We start from the raw sequence: 16,630 nt of genomic DNA on the forward strand, positions 1-16,630 counted from the left end.
ACCAACTCTCCAACACGATTTAACCCTAATTGGCAGTAATGGCTTTCCTATTGGAGAGGCTTTAAATCGCAATACATCAATTGTGTTTTTTCCTGATCGTTTTTCGGTTTTAGCAGGCAAAATTGCTGATCCTCATAAAACCGGATTTTAGTTGTGTAGGCATCAACCAACATAAATCGGCACCCGGTTCGGTTATTGTGTACAAAAAGTAATTTGAGATAATCTAAAATGCGTGGGCCAAAGCGAAGACCCTGAAATTTTTCACTTACTGCAAGTCGCCCCACTTTCACCGCGGGATAACTCTTATGCATTTTAGCTCTTGGAATCGATTTTCTTGCCTTATTAAATTGATTATTACTTGGGAAATCGTCAAGCGAAATTTTATCGTTCTGAACGGAAAAATAAGCGATCGTGTCCGTCTCCGTTTCAACCAGATAAGTAACTGCTAAATGCTCCCGAAGATAAAACCTGGCGTCGTTGTGAAGAAATTCATTCAAATCAGGATCACCACAATCAAACGGTTTAAGCTGATAGTCAATGGTCAGACGGTTGATTACGAAGTCATTCCGATCCATTTAGAAATTCGATCGGGCTTTGAACAGTTCGAAGTTCTTTTTCAGTCGCTCTTTTTCATCCGGAGAAATCTGTTGCTTTTGAGAAACCTCTAAGTTCTTCCGAAACCGCACTGCCTCCGCTCCTTTCAAGACAGGCGTTTCTTTTATTGGTCTGGCCATGATCAATTTGTTTATGTAAGTTTCGGTTGTGCAAAAGTACAAACATCTCGTGTAATAAAAGCCAGATACCTTCCGTCCTTGGTAATTGATACCCGCCTTTTAATCAGTTGAATTAAAAACTCAACCGAATCAATTCAAATTTAACCTGTTCATCACCCCTCAGCCGACCTAACACTATTTAACACTAATTACCAGTGCCTTACATACCATTGCCTGACCTTTGATTCGTCAATTTAAACAAGCGAATCTTATGAAAATTCAGGCAATTATTGTGTCCCTGCTCTTGGTAGCGATCGTTGAAAGTTACGGGCAATCGTCCGGACAAATTAACTACGAAGTTGTGCGAAAAGTGGATCCGGCGGGGATTCGGATTATGATTAATGGAGAGCAGGTCAAGCCCGGCGATCCGAATTTTCCGGCCGATATACCGGATACGCGAACATTTGGTCAGAAAGTGCTTTTTACGCCCAATTTTGTCAGGGAAAACCGAGACGAACAGAATGCGGTAGTCAGACGGACCGTCGCAGACGGCAATAGCGCCGCGCCGCAAAACACCAACATGGGACGACCTTTCGAAGAGCAGGTTTTTGTGGACGTAGTAGGCCAAAAAGTGATTTCACTGCTCACGGTCGGCAAGGATAAAGATGCCAAAACCTACAAAAGCGAATCCCCGATTCAACGCATTAGCGGCTGGCAGCCAACCGATCAGACTAAAAAAATTGCAGGTTACACCTGTAAAAAATCGACGGTTGAATTCAAAAAAGAAACCTACTCCGTTTGGGTTACAACCGAGTTGCCGCTGACCTACTCCCCCATTCCCGACCTGACCCCTGAAAAAGGCGTTGCATTACTGATCGAAGGCAGTCGCGAACAATTTAAGGCAACAAAAGTGACCCTGGAAAATATCGACCCAAAATCCGTACAACCTGACGCGCAGGCGGAAACCGTCCCCAAAGAAAAACTGGCCGACATCCGAGAAAAAGCGCTCGCCGATTTCAGGCAAAAAATGATGATGGGAGAAGGAAATTGATACATCACAGAATTGTTAGCCATGAAAATTTTAATATTAACACTACTTTTTGTCTGTATTGCGACAGGGGTGTCAGGTCAAAATTCAAATTTAAAACTAGAAATATCAGGTACCGTGCTGGATTCGGCAAGTCTCAAACCACTCCGTACCGCATCGGTCTCACTTCTGGCCGCGCGCGACTCTGCGTACATGGTGGCAACAGTAACAGACGGCAGCGGCCAGTTTAGGCTTAAAAACGTCCCTCCCGGAAATTACAGACTACTGGTAACGTTTATAGGTTATCGTAATGCGTCAAAACTGGTAATTGCGCAGGAAATCCCGCAGGTGAAAGCAGACACGATCTGGATGAACGAGCAGGGAAATCAGCTCAATGAGGTTGTCATCAAACAGGAAAGTGCGCCGGTAACCATCAAACAGGATACCATTGAATTCAACGCGGGAGCTTTTAAAACAGAACCGAATGCGCAGGTAGAAGAACTGCTAAAAAAGTTGCCCGGAATAGAGGTTGCGCGGGACGGAAGCATCCGGGCCAACGGACAGGCTGTGAACAAAGTACTGGTGGATGGAAAGCCATTTTTTGGCAACGACCCAAAAATAGCGACGCGCAATCTCCCTGCCGGAATCGTGGATAAAGTACAGGTTTTCGATCAGTCATCGGACCAGTCGCAGTTCTCCGGGATCGACGATGGCAACCGGGAGCGAACCATTAACATTACCATCAAAAAAGACAAAGGAAAAGGGTATTTCGGTCAGAATGCCGCTGGAATTGGGAATGCTGCGCGGTACCTCGGGAGGCTGAATGTGAACCGTTTTAATAACGGGAATGGTGGCCAGGGAAAGCAATTGTCAATAGTCGGGCAGGCTAACAATCTGAACCAGCAAAATTTCACATTGGCGGACGGAAGCCTGCCCGGCCAGGGCGCCGGCGCGGGCGGACCGGTACTCATGGGCGAACCGGGTTCCGGGGGACAGGATTTCAATCTCACGCCTTCCAACATTACCGAAGTAAAAGCCGCCGGAATCAATTACCGGAGCGAGGGCGCGAAGCTGCGTTGGGGAAAACGAGCTGAAATGGCGTCCAGTTATTTTGTAAATCAGGCCATTACGACGACTGATCAAAAAAGCAGACGTGAAAACGTCCTTCCCGGCCAATCTTTTTTCACGGATCAGACGAACTATAACCGCAATAAAGTGACCAGCCACCGTTTCAACGGCCGGTTCGATTTTCAGCTCGATTCGCTCACAAGTCTCCGCATTTCGCCCACCATTTCGTGGCAAAAAACCAGCTATAACAGTTTGAACAACAGTCTTTCCAGGCAACAATCCGGAGATTCGCTCAACTCGGGAAATACAAAGTATGATTTGAATGGCAATGCATTCTCGGGTTATAATAATCTTTTACTCATGCGCAAATTCCGAAAAGAAGGCAGGACATTCTCCGCAAATCTGAATTCGGTTTTGAGTAACGGAAAAAGCATCGCCTACAACCGTTCATTCAACACATTTCATGATTCGACCAAAAGTATCGCATGGAATGAGCGGCTCGATCAGCGAAATAACCAGAACAATGATGCACTCCAAAATACATTAACTTTTTCATTTACAGAACCTTTGTCGCTCAACAAAAAACTGGAATTGAAATACGCATTCATTCAGAATCTCAACCGGCAATCCCGCCAGGTTTTTGATAAAAATGCTGAAAATGAACTGTATAACCTGCCAGACTCATCCCTGAGCAACCGATTTACTGGATTATTCTCAGCGCATCGGGCGGGCGCGGGATTGCAGATAAAGAGATTAAGATACGGCTACACCTTTGGGCTTGATTTTCAACAGTCCAAACTGTCCGCGGATAACCTCACTACGGATTTACTGATCACAAAAAATTACACACATTTACTCCCTTATGCACTTTTCAGCTATACTTTCCCAGGGAACCGGAATGTAAGATTACAGTATCGGACGCGGATCACAGCTCCATCAGCCACGCAGTTGCAACCGGTCGCAGATAATAGTAACCCATTGAATATCAGGATCGGAAATCCATCGCTGCGTCCCGAATATTACAATACGATCACCTTCACCTACAATGGTTCTACCCAGGCCGGCCAAAAAAGTTTGTTTATTTCGGGAAGCCTGAATTTGAGCGAGAATCGCATTAACTCGGCGACAATGCTGACCAATAATGGCCAGCGAATTTCACAACCGATAAATACAAAAGGATATCGCGCATTCAACAGTTTCCTGGCATGGAGCCAGCGCATTAATCCATTAAAACTGACTGTAAGTATCAACACGAATGCCAATTTGACCCAAAACATCAGCCCGATCAATGATCACGATAATGTGTCAAAAACGACTACGCTCGCCCAGGGATTAAGAGTGCAGTCCAATTACAATGGTAGAATAGATTTCGGTATAATGGGCAGGATCAGCTACCAGCAGGCCAGGTATTCGCTTCTTTCTCAACAAAATACGAAATACTGGTCCCAATATGCGACGGCCGATATCCATTGGCAGTTACCGTTCCATCTTAGCATTACCACCAACCTCACCTACACTGCTACTTCCGGACGAGCGGCGGGATATAACCAGCAGTTCACGTTATGGAATGCGGTTATTTCGAAACAATTCCTGAAAGGTCGCCAGGGGGAAGTATGTTTGCAGGTTTTTGACATTTTAAACTAAAACAAAAGTTTGGTCAGGAATACGGCGGAATCTTACATAGAAGATGTGGAGAGCCGGGTTTTGAGGCGCTATTTTTTGATAAGTTTAGTCTATAATTTGAGAAAATTCGGGATCTGAGCGTGTGGTTTCCCTCTGATCATTTCGTAAAACCCCGTTCCGTTTTACTATAATCAAAATACCGATATTTCCCCAAAACACTCATTTCAAGTGACAGCGCGTAGATTCCCCAGGGATATCGGATCTCTGTCTTGATCGTTTCCTTTTTCATTTTACCCATTGCATTGCCAGGTTTTTTCAGGATTTCCGAGATGATCCGGCCGTCCATTTGGGGTGGAATCGGCAGATCATAGATATTTAGAATAGTGGGGACAATATCAATGTTGGAAGTTGGCAAATCCGTAGAAACCGAGTTTTTGAAATCCGGCCCTTTTGCAAAAAGCGCAATGTGGATTTCGTACGGACTGGATCCGCCGTGTCCCGCTTTTCCTTTTACATAGTCCGTTCCCGCGAAACCTTTGTCATTTTTATGGTCATTCCAATCCATTGCGACCAGGATATCCCCGGTTCGCTGCGGATGGTTCACATGAATCGCATCAAAAGAAAGCGTTCCTTCCACCCAGCCTTGCGTATCTCCCTCGGTTTTTGCTTTTGTAAAAATCGCCCCGATCCATTCCTCTTTATGCAATGCCGAAACGATCTTCTGAATCTTTTCAGGATCGTGGTTTTTCACATAGATACTGCCTTCTGCAAGCACCACATCGTCTGAATTTTTATCTCGTTTCAAACCTTCCTGGATCAGAAAATCGGTCAGGCTCACACTTCCTACCTGCGTCACAAATCCGTGATCCGTAGAGATGATGATGTTGAACTGTTCCGTCAGCTTCTGCACCTGCAATGCCTGCACGACCCTGCCGAATTGCTCGTCGACAAATCTGAGGGCTTCGACAGCCTCGGGCGAGCCGATACCATTTGCATGTGCCGCCCCGTCAGGATCTGAAAGCCAAATTGCACTCACAAGCGGTCCATTTTCCATCAGTCCGTATTTCAGCAATGCATCCGTCACCCATTTATGCCGACCAGAACCGTCAGAATCTGCCGTGGGTATTTCACCAAGATCATCGATCAACCGAGATTTGAACGTTTCTGGCAGGATTAGCCCGGGATTAACAATCGGGCCGCCGCGTACTTTATGATTTTGCAAAAAGGCTTGTCCTGTCGTTCCTGAGCTAAAAACCATCAACTTTTCTCCCGCAGCTTGCAAAACTTCTCCCAAAGAAACGGCAGTAAGCAGCGAATCTTCAGTGGCAGTGACTTTGATCAAATCTTCGTAAGTAGTACCAATGCTTTTGGCAGAATCGACCGCCGGAAAGTATACCGCATTTCCCAATATCCCGTGCGTTCCCGGATATGAGCCAGTTGCATACGAAGCAGAATTCACACGTGTAACTGTCGGAAAAACGCTGTGGTGGTGTTTCCCAAAACAAGCCGTTTCCTTAAAAGCAAAGAGGTTCGGCATTTGTTCCGGCGTAATGTAATCCGGCCGCAATCCGTCAAAAAAGAAAATTAAAGTCCTGTTTTTGGATTTTTGGGAAGTCGCCTTTGGTTTATTCTGGCCAAATGCGCCGAATGAAACGTGAAAAGCAATGACTACCGTGATAAAAATACTTTTCATATGAGTTTGCTGGGTTACCTGATTTCCGAAATAGTGACCGTATTCGCAGCGCGATTGATCCCATACAGCAACACTTTGTCTTTCACGGTATGGTCAATAGCAATCCCCTGACCCTGGATCGGCGACGGAAGCGTCCCGACGTATTCCAGCGTATATCCGGACTTCGGAATTTTTAATGCATATATTTCTTCCCGATCGTGCCCCGTGCAATACAGAATGTCATTACCACCCCACGATCCGCCTGAATTGCTTTTTGGCGTGAACAGATCGATCAGGTTCTTTGGAAAAACCCAGGCTTCCAGCTGTCTCCACTCCATATCATACTTCACCAGCGATGTCCAGCGCACGTCCCTGCCCTCGCTCGCATCCTTCCCTGCATAATGCGCAAAACCGATCCACCAAAAACCATCTTTCTGATCGATCCAGGTTAAAGAACCATGTTGTGCAATTCCAAAGCTATGGGTGTCAACGTGTTTCATCGCATTCACATCAAATATCTCCACCGAACTCGCCATCGGGATTTCGGGGTAGTTGGAGTTGGCACAATACAATTTCCCTTTAATGACCACGCCGCTGTTCAAATGCTTGATACCTTCCTTCGAACCATCCCAGGTCGCGATCAGCTTACCGTCGTGCTTCCCATATTTACTGATCGTACTATTATTGATCACATAAAAGTGCTTTTCATCGACAGCCACAGCCTGTTTTGCCTCCGTAACCTGAAACTTCCGGAGCTCGGTGACCGTCTGGGCGTGAGATGCAAATCCCGCGAATGCTATGATGGAGAGAAAAAGAATGCGGGGGAGGTTCATGAAGTTCATTGGGAAGAGTTACTGTTTTTCAAAATACATCCAGTCGATATGGAAAAGCGGACCTTTTATCTTTTCATTTTTAAAAACAAAAAACAGGTCATGTATACCCGCGGGCGCAGCGACCGGCAACAGGATTTCTTTCCAGCCGTGCTTCAAATCATCGATTTTCCCTGCTGCCAGATCTACTTTCCCTACTAATGCACCATCCTTGCTGCCCTGCCGCAGCTCAACCGTCCCGCCCGCGCCGTGTTCCTGCACACGCAACCTGATATTCCGGATGCCTTTCAAGTCAATCGCATCGAAACGCGTATATTTCCCATTGGTAATGTTGGCGATATAAGAAACGAAACCGGTGTTCTTCGTCGCAATGACCACGCCCACATTTCCTTCCTGATAATCTTCCAGCTGCACCAACGGGTTTTTTAGAACAATGTAATTGGCTGATTTCAAAGATTCTATCCCATTCGCACCTTTATCCGAATAAGAAGCCTGCAGTACATATGCGCCCTCATTTCCCTTGCCTACGTGCTCACTCAGTTGCAACGTACCGGAAAGCGGCATGGCTTTTTTTGGTTTGCTCAAAGATAAAATGTAATCAGCGAGCTCAGCGGCATCTTTTTGCCGAAGATCGGGATGTGGCGGCATCGGGTAACTTCCCCAGTTTCCACTACCGCCGGAGATGATTTTTTTAGCAAGAAAATCGCTTGCGCCCACCTGGCTACGGTATTTTTTGGAAATTTCCTGCAAAGCCGGACCAATCGACTTAGTAGACATGGTATGACAGGTTTTACAATCCAGCGAAGCATAAAGCTTTGCAGCTCCTGCATATTGAATGTCGGCATCCGTAGAAGTCAGCGCGCTGGCGAGATCTTTGCCGAATGGCAGGTACGTGAAACCGGTTTTGATTATCGCCGGGTCAATTCTCCCGTCTTCTTTGTCCGTTACTTTAATGTTATATGGAAACGAAGTATTGTCCCAGTAAAAACTGCGGTTCGCCGCCGTTTCTATTTTTACTTCCGGGGGCGCATTACCGACCTTAAATTCCGTAGTCGCCGTGGATTTGCCGCCATTCTGGTCAGTAACGGTGAGGACGACCTGATGTATACCCGGCTTTGTAAACGTGGCGGTCAGTTGCGGACCGGTACCGGAAATTCCTTTTCCAGACCAGGCATAAGTCAGCTTGTCGCCCGGATCAAAATCCCTGGAATTTTCAGCAGAAAGCGTCACAGTCAATGGTGCCGCTCCGATAGTCTTTCCTTTAATGTCCAGTTTAGCGATCGGATTCCGGTTTCCTTCCGAGTATTCGACGCGGATGATTCCAGAATCTGTATTTCGGGCAAACCAGTTCGTGCCATATGCCAGCAGGTAAATCGCCCCATCGGGCGCAATGCGCATATCCATCGGTGCCACCATTTTCAGCTGAGGCAAAAAGGGCTCCATACTCACGTAATCGCCATTTGCATCCATCGTTACCGCCATGATCCATTTCCGGACCCATTCATAAATGAACAGTTTTCCATTGTAGTAATCCGGCAATTTGTAAGGTGCATTCGCGTACAAGTCACTGTAATAAACCGGCCCGGCCATAGCGCTGGCAGCACCTTTCCCCACCATCGGCCATTTTTTGGACGGACCTTTTCCGTACCAGATGAATGCAGGCTGCGCGGGCGGCAGTTCTTTCACACCAGTGTTATTAGGCGAATCGTTAATCGGTTTTAGCGGATCTTTCCCCGGGCCTTCTTTTTTTGTTTCAAAATCATAATCCGGAAACACTTCATTATCCCCCAGAAAATAGGGATAACCAAAAAAACCCGGCTTACGGGCCTGATTGATTTCGTCATAACTTAGCTTTCCCTCGCTCGCAGGAATCTCAGTATCCGGGCCTACGTCGCCCCAGTACACATATTTTGTTTTCGGATCCACCGAAATCCGAAATGGATTGCGCACTCCCATGGTATAGATCTCCGGCTTTCCTTTTGAACCGTCTTTCGGAAAAAGATTTCCGTCGGGAATGCTGTAAGATCCGTTCGCCGTCGGTTTAATCCTCAGTATCTTACCTCTAAAATCGTTGCTATTCGCAGTCGAAGCCTGATCATCGGCCAGCTCCCTGCCCGGGCGTTCGTCTGTTGGATTATGGCCTTCGATTTCTTCCGCATTGGTATTATCCCCGATTGACAAGTACAACAATCCATCTGCATCAAATGTAAGATAACCCGCTGAATGACAGCAATACTGGCGTTGAGTTGGAACTTCCAGCAACACTTTTTTGGAGGCCTGATCAAGCTTTTTGTCTTTCAGCTCAAACCGCGCCAGATGACTCACACTTTTATCCCCGGCAACACCATAGTAAAAATACAGCCAGTTAGTGTTCTTGAAATCCGGATCGGCCGCGACACCGAGCAAACCATCCTCGATCCCGCTGAACACATTGAACTGCGCAATCGTCGAAAGTTCTTTGGTTTTATTATCAAAATACCGCACTGCCCCTTTCCGCTCGGCGACTACAATGTCGTAGTTAGGCAGCAATGCGATCTCCATCGGTTCGTCGAGGCCGGAGACCAGTGTCGTGTAAGTAAAACGGCTCGAATCCGGGCCAGCTTTTGCTTCAACCGGTCCCATTTTCAACTTCCCCGGGCTGGCAAATGGTGCAAAAGTTAACGGCTGTTTTCGCGGAACGGAAGCGAGGCAAAACAATCCGATGGTAAACAACCCGGCAAGAAATCTCACTTTTTTCAATTGATAAGAGTTTAAAAGGAACAAGTACCAGATAGCAAACGAGCGCATCTGGCACTTCGCAATTTCAAAAAAAGGCGGCAAAATGTTATCACAAATCAAATGAAATACCTCAATCGAAACTCCATTTTCAATTAAATGAATTAGAAAATTGTTATCTTGGCATGTCACAAAAAGGCTCAAACACACTTATGACGATACAAGAACAAATTCAGCAGGATGTAAACCTGGTTTCAGAAAATAGCATTCTGCAAACTCAGTTATTTGATTTTTTGAAGCTTCTAAAAGCCAATCTACCATTCCGTCGCAATGTGCAACAAGTCCTGTCTCACGCCGGAGTGATTGATGATGCAGCAGCATCCGAAGTTACAAAAATCATTAATGACGAGTTTGGACAGATTGACGGCGAATGGCACTAAAAAAAATCGCTCTTGATACCAATGTTGCAATAGAAATTCTAAACAACAACGCTTCGACAATCCAGGTTTTGTCTGAATTCGACCTCATTTACCTTCCGGTTGTTGTGTGCGGAGAATTGCTCTACGGAGCGAAAAATTCCAGTAGAATTTCCTATAACTTACCTAGATACGAGGCATTTATATCCGATTGTGAAATTCTCAATACCGTCGAGCCGGTAGCAATAGAATATTCAAATGTCAAAAAACAATTGAAAGAAAACGGCTCCCCTATCCCCGAAAATGACATATGGATCGCTGCTATCTGCATTGTCTACGACATCCCCCTATTCACTCAAGACGGACACTTTGAATACATATCCGGATTAAAGCGATTTAGCTAACCCCCTTTCACATCTCACATCTCACATCTCACATCTCACTTAACAGTATACCAATCCCTCAACCTCACATCAATCTTTGAATCACCGGCATTTACCAATTTCTTGAATGCATCGGTGTCGCTGAAACCCTTTTGACCGCGGTAGTGATAGGGGTAAACGATTTTTGGCTTAAACTCCAAAACTGCTGAACTGGCTTCATTAATATCCATGGTGTAAGGCAGGTTCATGCAAACAAATGCCACGTCGATGCTTTTCAATGCGCGCATTTCCGGAATACCGGACGTATCTCCGCTGATGTAAACCGTTTTATCGCCGAATTTCAGGACATACCCGTTACCTCTTCCTTTGGTATGACGTGATTCTGCGGTTTCGGGCATGTTATACATCGGGATAGCTGTGATCGAAACATCCAGTTTGCTGATCGTCTGACCGTTCCCGATCACCGTCGTTTTCGCTTTCAGCTTGTCCGACATCTTGTCCACAACAGCCTGAGGTGCAACGATAACTACCTTTCCAAGATCCAGCGCATCCAATGTAGCCGGATCGAAATGGTCGCCATGAATGTCGGTGATTACGATCAGATCCGGCGCGGCAATTCCAGTAAATGTTTTTGCACCGCCATAAGGATCGGCATAAATCGTCTTTCCGTTCCAGGTTAGTGCCAGCGTCGCATGATTCAGCGGCTGCACCTTCAGATCTCCTTTTGAGGTTTTAATGGCATCCGCCGCCGGAAGTTGCGCGCGGGATTCCAGTGCAATTGTAAATACGAGTAACAGAGCAAATAATGTTCTCATCGTTTGATTTGGTTTGTTTTTCCCAAAGTTAGGTTTCGGCTGGTTGTTTGCAACTCGTAACAGTGTTTATTAAGGGATAAAAAATTTGATTCCCAGCAGCTACTTTTTCAGATTATACAGTCTACCTAATATAACGACTTCAAACTAATCCAAAAAGTGAGACAATGGAATTGAGCCCAATCAAAAACGGAGAACAGTATGACCTCATATTAAAATGGATCGATGCGCAATTCAATAAAACAGGTGCGGTTGAAAAATCTGAAAGCGATAAAATAAAAGCCGCATTAGAGCTCATCAAAATATTCGAAGACGAGCACTACCCAATTTTGTAATCCTTCTCAACTATTCCATATGCCTATTAAAGTCATCAGATGTCGGATCCGCTTCTATATCTCAATTGCACTCATGTTTACACTTTCAGCTATTTCCTTTATGTCAGTTGCTGCTCGCGAGGAAGAAACTCTCGGCGATGACGCCTTTCTCAATTTTATGGCAGATAGCTTTCAGGTATTTCGATTTCCATTGCTAACACTTATTATCGACTATCTACACTTTGAGGACGAAGGATTTTTTGTGCTTGCCCTGATGCTGAATGTTCTCTTTTACGCAAGCCTGATAGAAATAATGATTTCATTAATCTCAGCGCAAAAACGCTTTTGATTAAAATCGAAACCTGATCGTAAGTACAGAGATACTACCACCTGGTAGCCCTAAACTTCCAGCCCGGCACTACCTTTTGCATTTCGATTTCATCGTCCCTTTTTTGCAAGCCGCAAGCCAGATAATTCTCGTGGAGACGTTGTAATGCCTCCCGGTCCAGTTCGACGCCGAGTCCCGGGCCGGTCGGAACCAGTACCGAACCTTCCTCAAATTTCATGCGTCCGCCGATGATGATTTCGTCCGATTGCCAAGGGTAATGGGTGTCCAACGCGTACGGAACCTCGGGCAAAGCAGCTCCCAGATGCACCATCGCCGCAAGCGAGATTCCAAGATGACTATTTGAATGCATGGACAAGCCGCGGCCGAACGTTTCGCAGATCCCCGATAACGTCATCGAAGATTTCAATCCGCCCCAGAAATGATGATCGCTGAGAATAATATCTTCCGAACCGATCGCGATGCTTTTTGGGATTTCTTCGAATGAAGTCGTGCACATATTCGTGGCCAGTGGCGTTTTCAATGACTTTCTGACGATCGCCATATTTTCCTGACCGCGCACGGGATCTTCGAGATATTCGAGAAAATGCTCCATTTCCTTCCCATACTGAATGGCAGTTTCCACTTTCCAGATCGCGTTGGGGTCGACCCGCAGAGGAACTTCCGGGCCAAATGCGTCGTATAATGCCAGCATGGAATCCACTTCAACTCTGGGTTCAAAAACGCCGCCTTTTAGTTTGATCGACTTAAAACCAAACTCTTTGCACATGGCTTTTGCCTGATTCACAATGCTTTGTGGGTCGAGTGCGGCGGCTTGTCTGGCGGCGTCCCAGCCGGTGGCATTCGGATCAGTACCAAATTCCAATTTACCACCTGCACCTTCGTATTTATAAAAAAGGTAGGCCGAAAACGGCACGCGGTCGCGCATTTTTCCGCCGAGGAGGTCCACAACCGGCCGGTTTGTGATCTTACCGATGATATCCAGGCATGCCACTTCTACCGAACTGAAAATATGTACAAGTTTTCTCTGGTCCCAGGGCGCATCGCCGCGGGTTGCCGCCGTTTCTTTTCCAAAGTAATTGACAAGCGTTTGCCGGATGTCATTCAGCTGAAAAACATCTTTTCCGATCAGTAAATCACGGGCTTGTCCAAGTGCCTCATCAATGCTTTTGTTACCCGGAATTTCACTTACTCCGCTGATCCCATCATCGGTAACCAGCTCAACAACAGTCCGTAATGCATAGGGTGCGTGTAAACCGGCAGCATTCAGCAAAGGTGGATCGACGATTGCAATGGGGGTAATGTAAATGTCTTTGATAACCGGACCTGACATAGAGAGAATGGTTTTAGGTAAAATCTATTTTTGATTTACAGAAAGGTATAATGCACTGTGATCCAGCTCACTATTGCCCATTTCAATGGCTTTTTCAAGTTGCGTGGCGACTTGCCGGGTTGCATTCAGTTCTACTTCGAGCTGTTTTCCGGTTTCCAATGCTATGTTCAGGTCTTTCTTGTGCAGCTTGATTTTAAACCCGGGTTTAAAGTTCTTATCGATCATTCGTTTGCCATGCAGGTCGAGGATACGACTTTGGGCAAAACCTCCGAGAAGTACTTCCCGCATTTTTTCAAGATCAACCCCGGCTTTTTCAGCGAGCGTAAATGCCTCAGCTACTGCCTGAATGGTGATGCCGACGATCATTTGGTTGCAGGCCTTTGTGGTTTGTCCCGCTCCCGCCGATCCGATGTGTATGATATTTTTACCCATTGCCTGAAAAACCGGCAAAGCCCGCTCGAAAGCCGACGCATTCCCCCCCACCATAATGGACAAACTCGCTGACTCCGCGCCCACCTGTCCGCCGGAAACGGGCGCATCCAGTGCCTCAACTCCTTTTTCCCCAAGAACCTGATATAAATTACGCGCAACCGACGGCGCAATGGTAGACATATCGATAAACAAAGAGCCTTCCTTAATGCTGTTCAAAACGCCGTCAGTACCTGTCACAACTTCATTTACCTCGGGAGAATCGGGTAGCATGGTAATGACAATGTCACTGGTTGCGGCGAGCGTTTTCACATCTTCGAACACACTGGCACCCGCATTTTGTAAATCCTGAACCCCACCACTGGACTTCAAAACCTGCACCTCATAACCTGCTTTCAACAAGTTCAGCGCCATGGGCTTACCCATGATCCCGAGCCCGATAAATCCGATTTTATCCATCATCTATTTTCTTTATTTTACTCAAAAACCTTTTAAATCAGCGGGAAGAATTTTGCCGCTATCATAATGACGAATAATCCGACGGTTCCCATGATGACCAGCATGGGAGAAAATGTTTTTAATGCTTCGCGCTCGGTCAGGTTACTGATTTTTACAATGATCCAAAAACCGGCGTCATTCATCCACGGTACCACTTTGGAGCCGCACCCAATCGCTAATCCGAGATATAACGGATGAAATTCCAGATGCTCGCTTGTTGCCAATCCGGACAAAATTCCGGAGGCGGTGATCAATGCGACGGTGGCTGAGCCCTGCGCCGTGCGGACGATGGCGCTGATCACAAAGGCCATCGGGATCAATGCCATTTGATAGTCTTTCGTCATTTCACCGATCCGGCCGCTAATGCCGGTTTGCTGTAAAATACCGCCGAATGCCCCGCCCGAAGAAGTGATCAGGATAATGACCCCGCCACTCAGTAACGCCGCTTGAACAAACGAAGTAAGCCCGTCTTTTCCAACCCGTTTTTGTTTCCAGAGAACAACCAGCGCGATCAATCCGCCGATGATCAATGCGATGTTTTTGTCTCCCAGCAGGCTGATCACTTTCAGGATCATTGTGGAAAAATCGGATGTTAATGTAAGTTTCTCAGCTTTGATCAGGGATTTTAAAATATTATCCGCGCAAATGAAAACGAGTGGAAATACAACCGGCATGAGTGCGACTCCGAGTGACGGTAGCTGCGAATCTTCCCGCGCAGACAGCGCTTGAATGTCCTCCAAACGTGCATCCAGCGAATCCCGAAGTGCAATCGGCCATTTTTTGTTGGCCCATTTAGCAAAAAAATACCCGACAGAAATGGTTACCAGGCCCAGCAATGTCCCGCCGGCCATCATCATACCAATCGGGATATTCATTTCACCGATCAGGAACAACGGTCCGGGTGCGGGTGGTACGAACGAATTGGCCATTGCTGCGCCGCCGGTAATGACGAGAATCAGCATCAGGTAATTCTTTTGAATGCGCATACTCACGGCTTTGGCGAGCGGGATCATAAGAAAAATGACGATATCGAAAAAGACCGGAATGCCCAGGAAAAAGCTGCTGATCAGAAAAGCGAGTGGCGCATTGTCGATACCGATGAAGTTGAGCATCGACCGGACGATCCTTTCTGCCGCCCCGCTTTCGAGCATGCATTTACCGATAATCGCCGCCATCGCGATCAGAATGCCGATCTTTCCGCAGGTAGCCCCAAATTCCGTGGCAATCCGTTCGCCGATACTTTTTGCTGCTAGTGCTTTTGCAGCCATTTCGGTAGCTCCTTTTGAAATGGCGAATTGCTCAATGGAAGCCGCCGGTGTTAATAATGCCACCACAAACGCGGCGATCAAAAGTGCGAGAAACGGATGGAGCTGCAACACAATGATGCCGCCGACCACGATGACAACCCCGACCAGCAGGATGAAAAGCGGATCTCCGGCAAATGATGATAACGTCATAAAGTTGCGCCGTTATTTTCCCGGAATGCATTCAATCTACTCACCATCGTCCGCGCACCCTCAGCTACAAACGTTGCATCGGAACCACAGGCCAGGAACCGGATCCCGTAATCATAATAGGTTTGGTAATCGTTCGCATTGAAAAACAAAATACCGGTTGCTTTGCCTGCTTTATTCGCCGCCAGAACGGTTTTGTTTACGGCATCTTTAAAAACCGGGTGGTCGAACTGGCCAAAAATCCCGAGTTCCATGGAAAGATCAGCGGGGCCGATAAACAGGACATCAATCCCGTCCATCGCTGCGATTTCATCCAGATGGTCCAGCACCTCCACGGTTTCGATCTGCGCAATACCCAGAATACTATCGCGGGATTGGGCGTAATAATGATCAAAATTTACCCCGAAACCGGTTGCGCGGACCATTTTGGCGACACCCCGACCACCATAAGGCGGGTAATGCAACCCATATACGACCTTTTTTGCACCCTCGGGATTGGAGATTTTCGGACACATAATCCCTTCGGCACCCATATCCAGCACCCGATGAATGCGCTGGCTTTCCGAACTTTCGACCCTCACAATTGCTGCGGTGCGCGTATGCTCCAATGCCTGCAACTGATACAAAACATCCTTCTCCGAACCCGCGCCATGTTCCAGGTCTATGAGCACCCAGTCGAAACCGGCCAGACCGGTGATTTCGGCGGTGAGAGAACTACCCGTATTCAGCCAGCAACCATGCAGCGTTTCACCGTTTTTCAGTCTTTGCTTTAAATTTTTCATTGCCTAAATCTTCGTGAAACACGCAACTGCCAAAGTAAAAACGGTTCATCCGTTTATTACTTAACCAACATTATATTGAAAAATAAAAATAAAGAGAAGGTAACGACTGATATACTTACCAAAGCTGCATTACTGTTTTTGAAGTAATTGGTTGATATTTTTGCATTTCACTGTTTGACCATTGACCGTCGAGATTCGAGTTTTAAAACATCTCA

Annotated in this window: 16 protein-coding genes; 6 read left to right on the plus strand and 10 right to left on the minus strand. The window is 46.6% G+C overall.

Features of this window, described 5'->3' with window-relative positions; all coding sequences use genetic code 11:
* Positions 1-47 precede the first annotated feature (47 nt).
* Both LZG72_RS17945 and LZG72_RS17950 read right to left on the minus strand, forming a co-directional pair.
* Positions 48-575, minus strand: a complete 528-nt coding sequence (locus tag LZG72_RS17945) for a hypothetical protein (RefSeq protein WP_233875622.1) — start codon at positions 573-575, stop codon at positions 48-50.
* A complete protein-coding gene (locus LZG72_RS17950; RefSeq protein ID WP_233875624.1) occupies positions 576-734 on the minus strand; it encodes a hypothetical protein in 159 nt (52 codons plus the stop codon). It lies immediately after the preceding gene.
* Positions 735-984: 250 nt separating this feature from the next.
* On the opposite strand from LZG72_RS17950, the gene LZG72_RS17955 reads away from it, so the two are divergent.
* On the plus strand, positions 985-1,764 hold the full coding sequence (locus LZG72_RS17955; RefSeq protein ID WP_233875626.1) for a hypothetical protein: 780 nt from the start codon (positions 985-987) through the stop codon (positions 1,762-1,764).
* Between the two features lie 21 nt (positions 1,765-1,785).
* Positions 1,786-4,452, plus strand: coding sequence for a TonB-dependent receptor (locus tag LZG72_RS17960; protein WP_233875628.1), 2,667 nt, complete (start codon positions 1,786-1,788; stop codon positions 4,450-4,452).
* Between the two features lie 136 nt (positions 4,453-4,588).
* On the opposite strand, the gene LZG72_RS17965 is transcribed toward LZG72_RS17960, so the two are convergent.
* Genes LZG72_RS17965 through LZG72_RS17975 form a run of 3 tightly spaced genes read right to left on the minus strand, consistent with a single transcriptional unit; the run spans position 4,589 to position 9,663 of the window.
* Positions 4,589-6,124, minus strand: coding sequence for an alkaline phosphatase family protein (locus LZG72_RS17965; RefSeq protein WP_233875630.1), 1,536 nt, complete (start codon positions 6,122-6,124; stop codon positions 4,589-4,591).
* Positions 6,125-6,138: 14 nt separating this feature from the next.
* Entirely contained in the window at positions 6,139-6,936 is a 798-nt protein-coding gene (locus LZG72_RS17970) for a hypothetical protein (protein WP_233875632.1), read from the minus strand.
* An 18-nt stretch (positions 6,937-6,954) separates the two neighbouring features.
* The gene (locus tag LZG72_RS17975; protein WP_233875932.1) at positions 6,955-9,663 is read right to left on the minus strand and encodes a PQQ-dependent sugar dehydrogenase; all 2,709 of its coding nucleotides are present in this window, start codon (positions 9,661-9,663) and stop codon (positions 6,955-6,957) included.
* Between the two features lie 170 nt (positions 9,664-9,833).
* On the opposite strand from LZG72_RS17975, the gene LZG72_RS17980 reads away from it, so the two are divergent.
* Both LZG72_RS17980 and LZG72_RS17985 read left to right on the plus strand, forming a co-directional pair.
* Complete coding sequence (locus LZG72_RS17980; protein ID WP_233875636.1) at positions 9,834-10,088, plus strand: hypothetical protein; 255 nt, start codon at positions 9,834-9,836, stop codon at positions 10,086-10,088.
* A complete protein-coding gene (locus tag LZG72_RS17985) occupies positions 10,079-10,468 on the plus strand; it encodes a type II toxin-antitoxin system VapC family toxin (protein ID WP_233875638.1) in 390 nt (129 codons plus the stop codon). Before LZG72_RS17980 ends, LZG72_RS17985 begins: the two co-directional genes overlap by 10 nt.
* A gap of 35 nt (positions 10,469-10,503) precedes the next feature.
* On the opposite strand, the gene LZG72_RS17990 is transcribed toward LZG72_RS17985, so the two are convergent.
* Positions 10,504-11,262, minus strand: a complete 759-nt coding sequence (locus tag LZG72_RS17990; RefSeq protein WP_233875640.1) for an MBL fold metallo-hydrolase — start codon at positions 11,260-11,262, stop codon at positions 10,504-10,506.
* A gap of 164 nt (positions 11,263-11,426) precedes the next feature.
* Here LZG72_RS17990 and LZG72_RS17995 point away from each other — a divergent pair, with 164 nt between their 5' ends.
* Complete coding sequence (locus LZG72_RS17995; protein ID WP_233875642.1) at positions 11,427-11,594, plus strand: hypothetical protein; 168 nt, start codon at positions 11,427-11,429, stop codon at positions 11,592-11,594.
* Positions 11,595-11,667: 73 nt separating this feature from the next.
* The gene (locus LZG72_RS18000; protein ID WP_233875644.1) at positions 11,668-11,922 is read left to right on the plus strand and encodes a hypothetical protein; all 255 of its coding nucleotides are present in this window, start codon (positions 11,668-11,670) and stop codon (positions 11,920-11,922) included.
* 34 nt (positions 11,923-11,956) lie between these two features.
* On the opposite strand, the gene LZG72_RS18005 is transcribed toward LZG72_RS18000, so the two are convergent.
* The 4 genes from LZG72_RS18005 to LZG72_RS18020 are packed head-to-tail and all read right to left on the minus strand — an operon-like array spanning position 11,957 to position 16,415.
* Entirely contained in the window at positions 11,957-13,252 is a 1,296-nt protein-coding gene (locus LZG72_RS18005; protein WP_233875646.1) for an enolase C-terminal domain-like protein, read from the minus strand.
* Positions 13,253-13,276: 24 nt separating this feature from the next.
* Entirely contained in the window at positions 13,277-14,140 is an 864-nt protein-coding gene (locus LZG72_RS18010) for a 2-hydroxy-3-oxopropionate reductase (RefSeq protein WP_233875934.1), read from the minus strand.
* Positions 14,141-14,172: 32 nt separating this feature from the next.
* Entirely contained in the window at positions 14,173-15,636 is a 1,464-nt protein-coding gene (locus tag LZG72_RS18015) for a GntP family permease (protein WP_233875648.1), read from the minus strand.
* Positions 15,633-16,415, minus strand: a complete 783-nt coding sequence (locus LZG72_RS18020; RefSeq protein ID WP_233875651.1) for an HpcH/HpaI aldolase/citrate lyase family protein — start codon at positions 16,413-16,415, stop codon at positions 15,633-15,635. Before LZG72_RS18020 ends, LZG72_RS18015 begins: the two co-directional genes overlap by 4 nt.
* Between the last annotated feature and the right edge of the window lie 215 nt (positions 16,416-16,630).

Origin of the sequence: Dyadobacter sp. CY323, assembly GCF_021390245.1 — a bacterium.
In the GTDB taxonomy this organism is placed as follows: domain Bacteria; phylum Bacteroidota; class Bacteroidia; order Cytophagales; family Spirosomataceae; genus Dyadobacter.

Excerpts from the sequence above, each read along its gene's own strand:
- LZG72_RS18015 (WP_233875648.1), bottom strand. The coding sequence starts at position 15,636 with ATGACGTTATCATCATTTGCCGGAGATCCGCTTTTCATCCTGCTGGTC.
- LZG72_RS17965 (WP_233875630.1), bottom strand. The coding sequence starts at position 6,124 with ATGAAAAGTATTTTTATCACGGTAGTCATTGCTTTTCACGTTTCATTC.
- LZG72_RS18010 (WP_233875934.1), bottom strand. The coding sequence starts at position 14,140 with ATGGATAAAATCGGATTTATCGGGCTCGGGATCATGGGTAAGCCCATG.
- LZG72_RS17980 (WP_233875636.1), top strand. The coding sequence starts at position 9,834 with ATGTCACAAAAAGGCTCAAACACACTTATGACGATACAAGAACAAATT.
- LZG72_RS17955 (WP_233875626.1), top strand. The coding sequence starts at position 985 with ATGAAAATTCAGGCAATTATTGTGTCCCTGCTCTTGGTAGCGATCGTT.
- LZG72_RS17960 (WP_233875628.1), top strand. The coding sequence starts at position 1,786 with ATGAAAATTTTAATATTAACACTACTTTTTGTCTGTATTGCGACAGGG.
- LZG72_RS18020 (WP_233875651.1), bottom strand. The coding sequence starts at position 16,415 with ATGAAAAATTTAAAGCAAAGACTGAAAAACGGTGAAACGCTGCATGGT.
- LZG72_RS17995 (WP_233875642.1), top strand. The coding sequence starts at position 11,427 with ATGGAATTGAGCCCAATCAAAAACGGAGAACAGTATGACCTCATATTA.
- LZG72_RS17985 (WP_233875638.1), top strand. The coding sequence starts at position 10,079 with ATGGCACTAAAAAAAATCGCTCTTGATACCAATGTTGCAATAGAAATT.
- LZG72_RS18000 (WP_233875644.1), top strand. The coding sequence starts at position 11,668 with ATGTTTACACTTTCAGCTATTTCCTTTATGTCAGTTGCTGCTCGCGAG.
- LZG72_RS17990 (WP_233875640.1), bottom strand. The coding sequence starts at position 11,262 with ATGAGAACATTATTTGCTCTGTTACTCGTATTTACAATTGCACTGGAA.
- LZG72_RS18005 (WP_233875646.1), bottom strand. The coding sequence starts at position 13,252 with ATGTCAGGTCCGGTTATCAAAGACATTTACATTACCCCCATTGCAATC.
- LZG72_RS17950 (WP_233875624.1), bottom strand. The coding sequence starts at position 734 with ATGGCCAGACCAATAAAAGAAACGCCTGTCTTGAAAGGAGCGGAGGCA.
- LZG72_RS17970 (WP_233875632.1), bottom strand. The coding sequence starts at position 6,936 with ATGAACCTCCCCCGCATTCTTTTTCTCTCCATCATAGCATTCGCGGGA.
- LZG72_RS17945 (WP_233875622.1), bottom strand. The coding sequence starts at position 575 with ATGGATCGGAATGACTTCGTAATCAACCGTCTGACCATTGACTATCAG.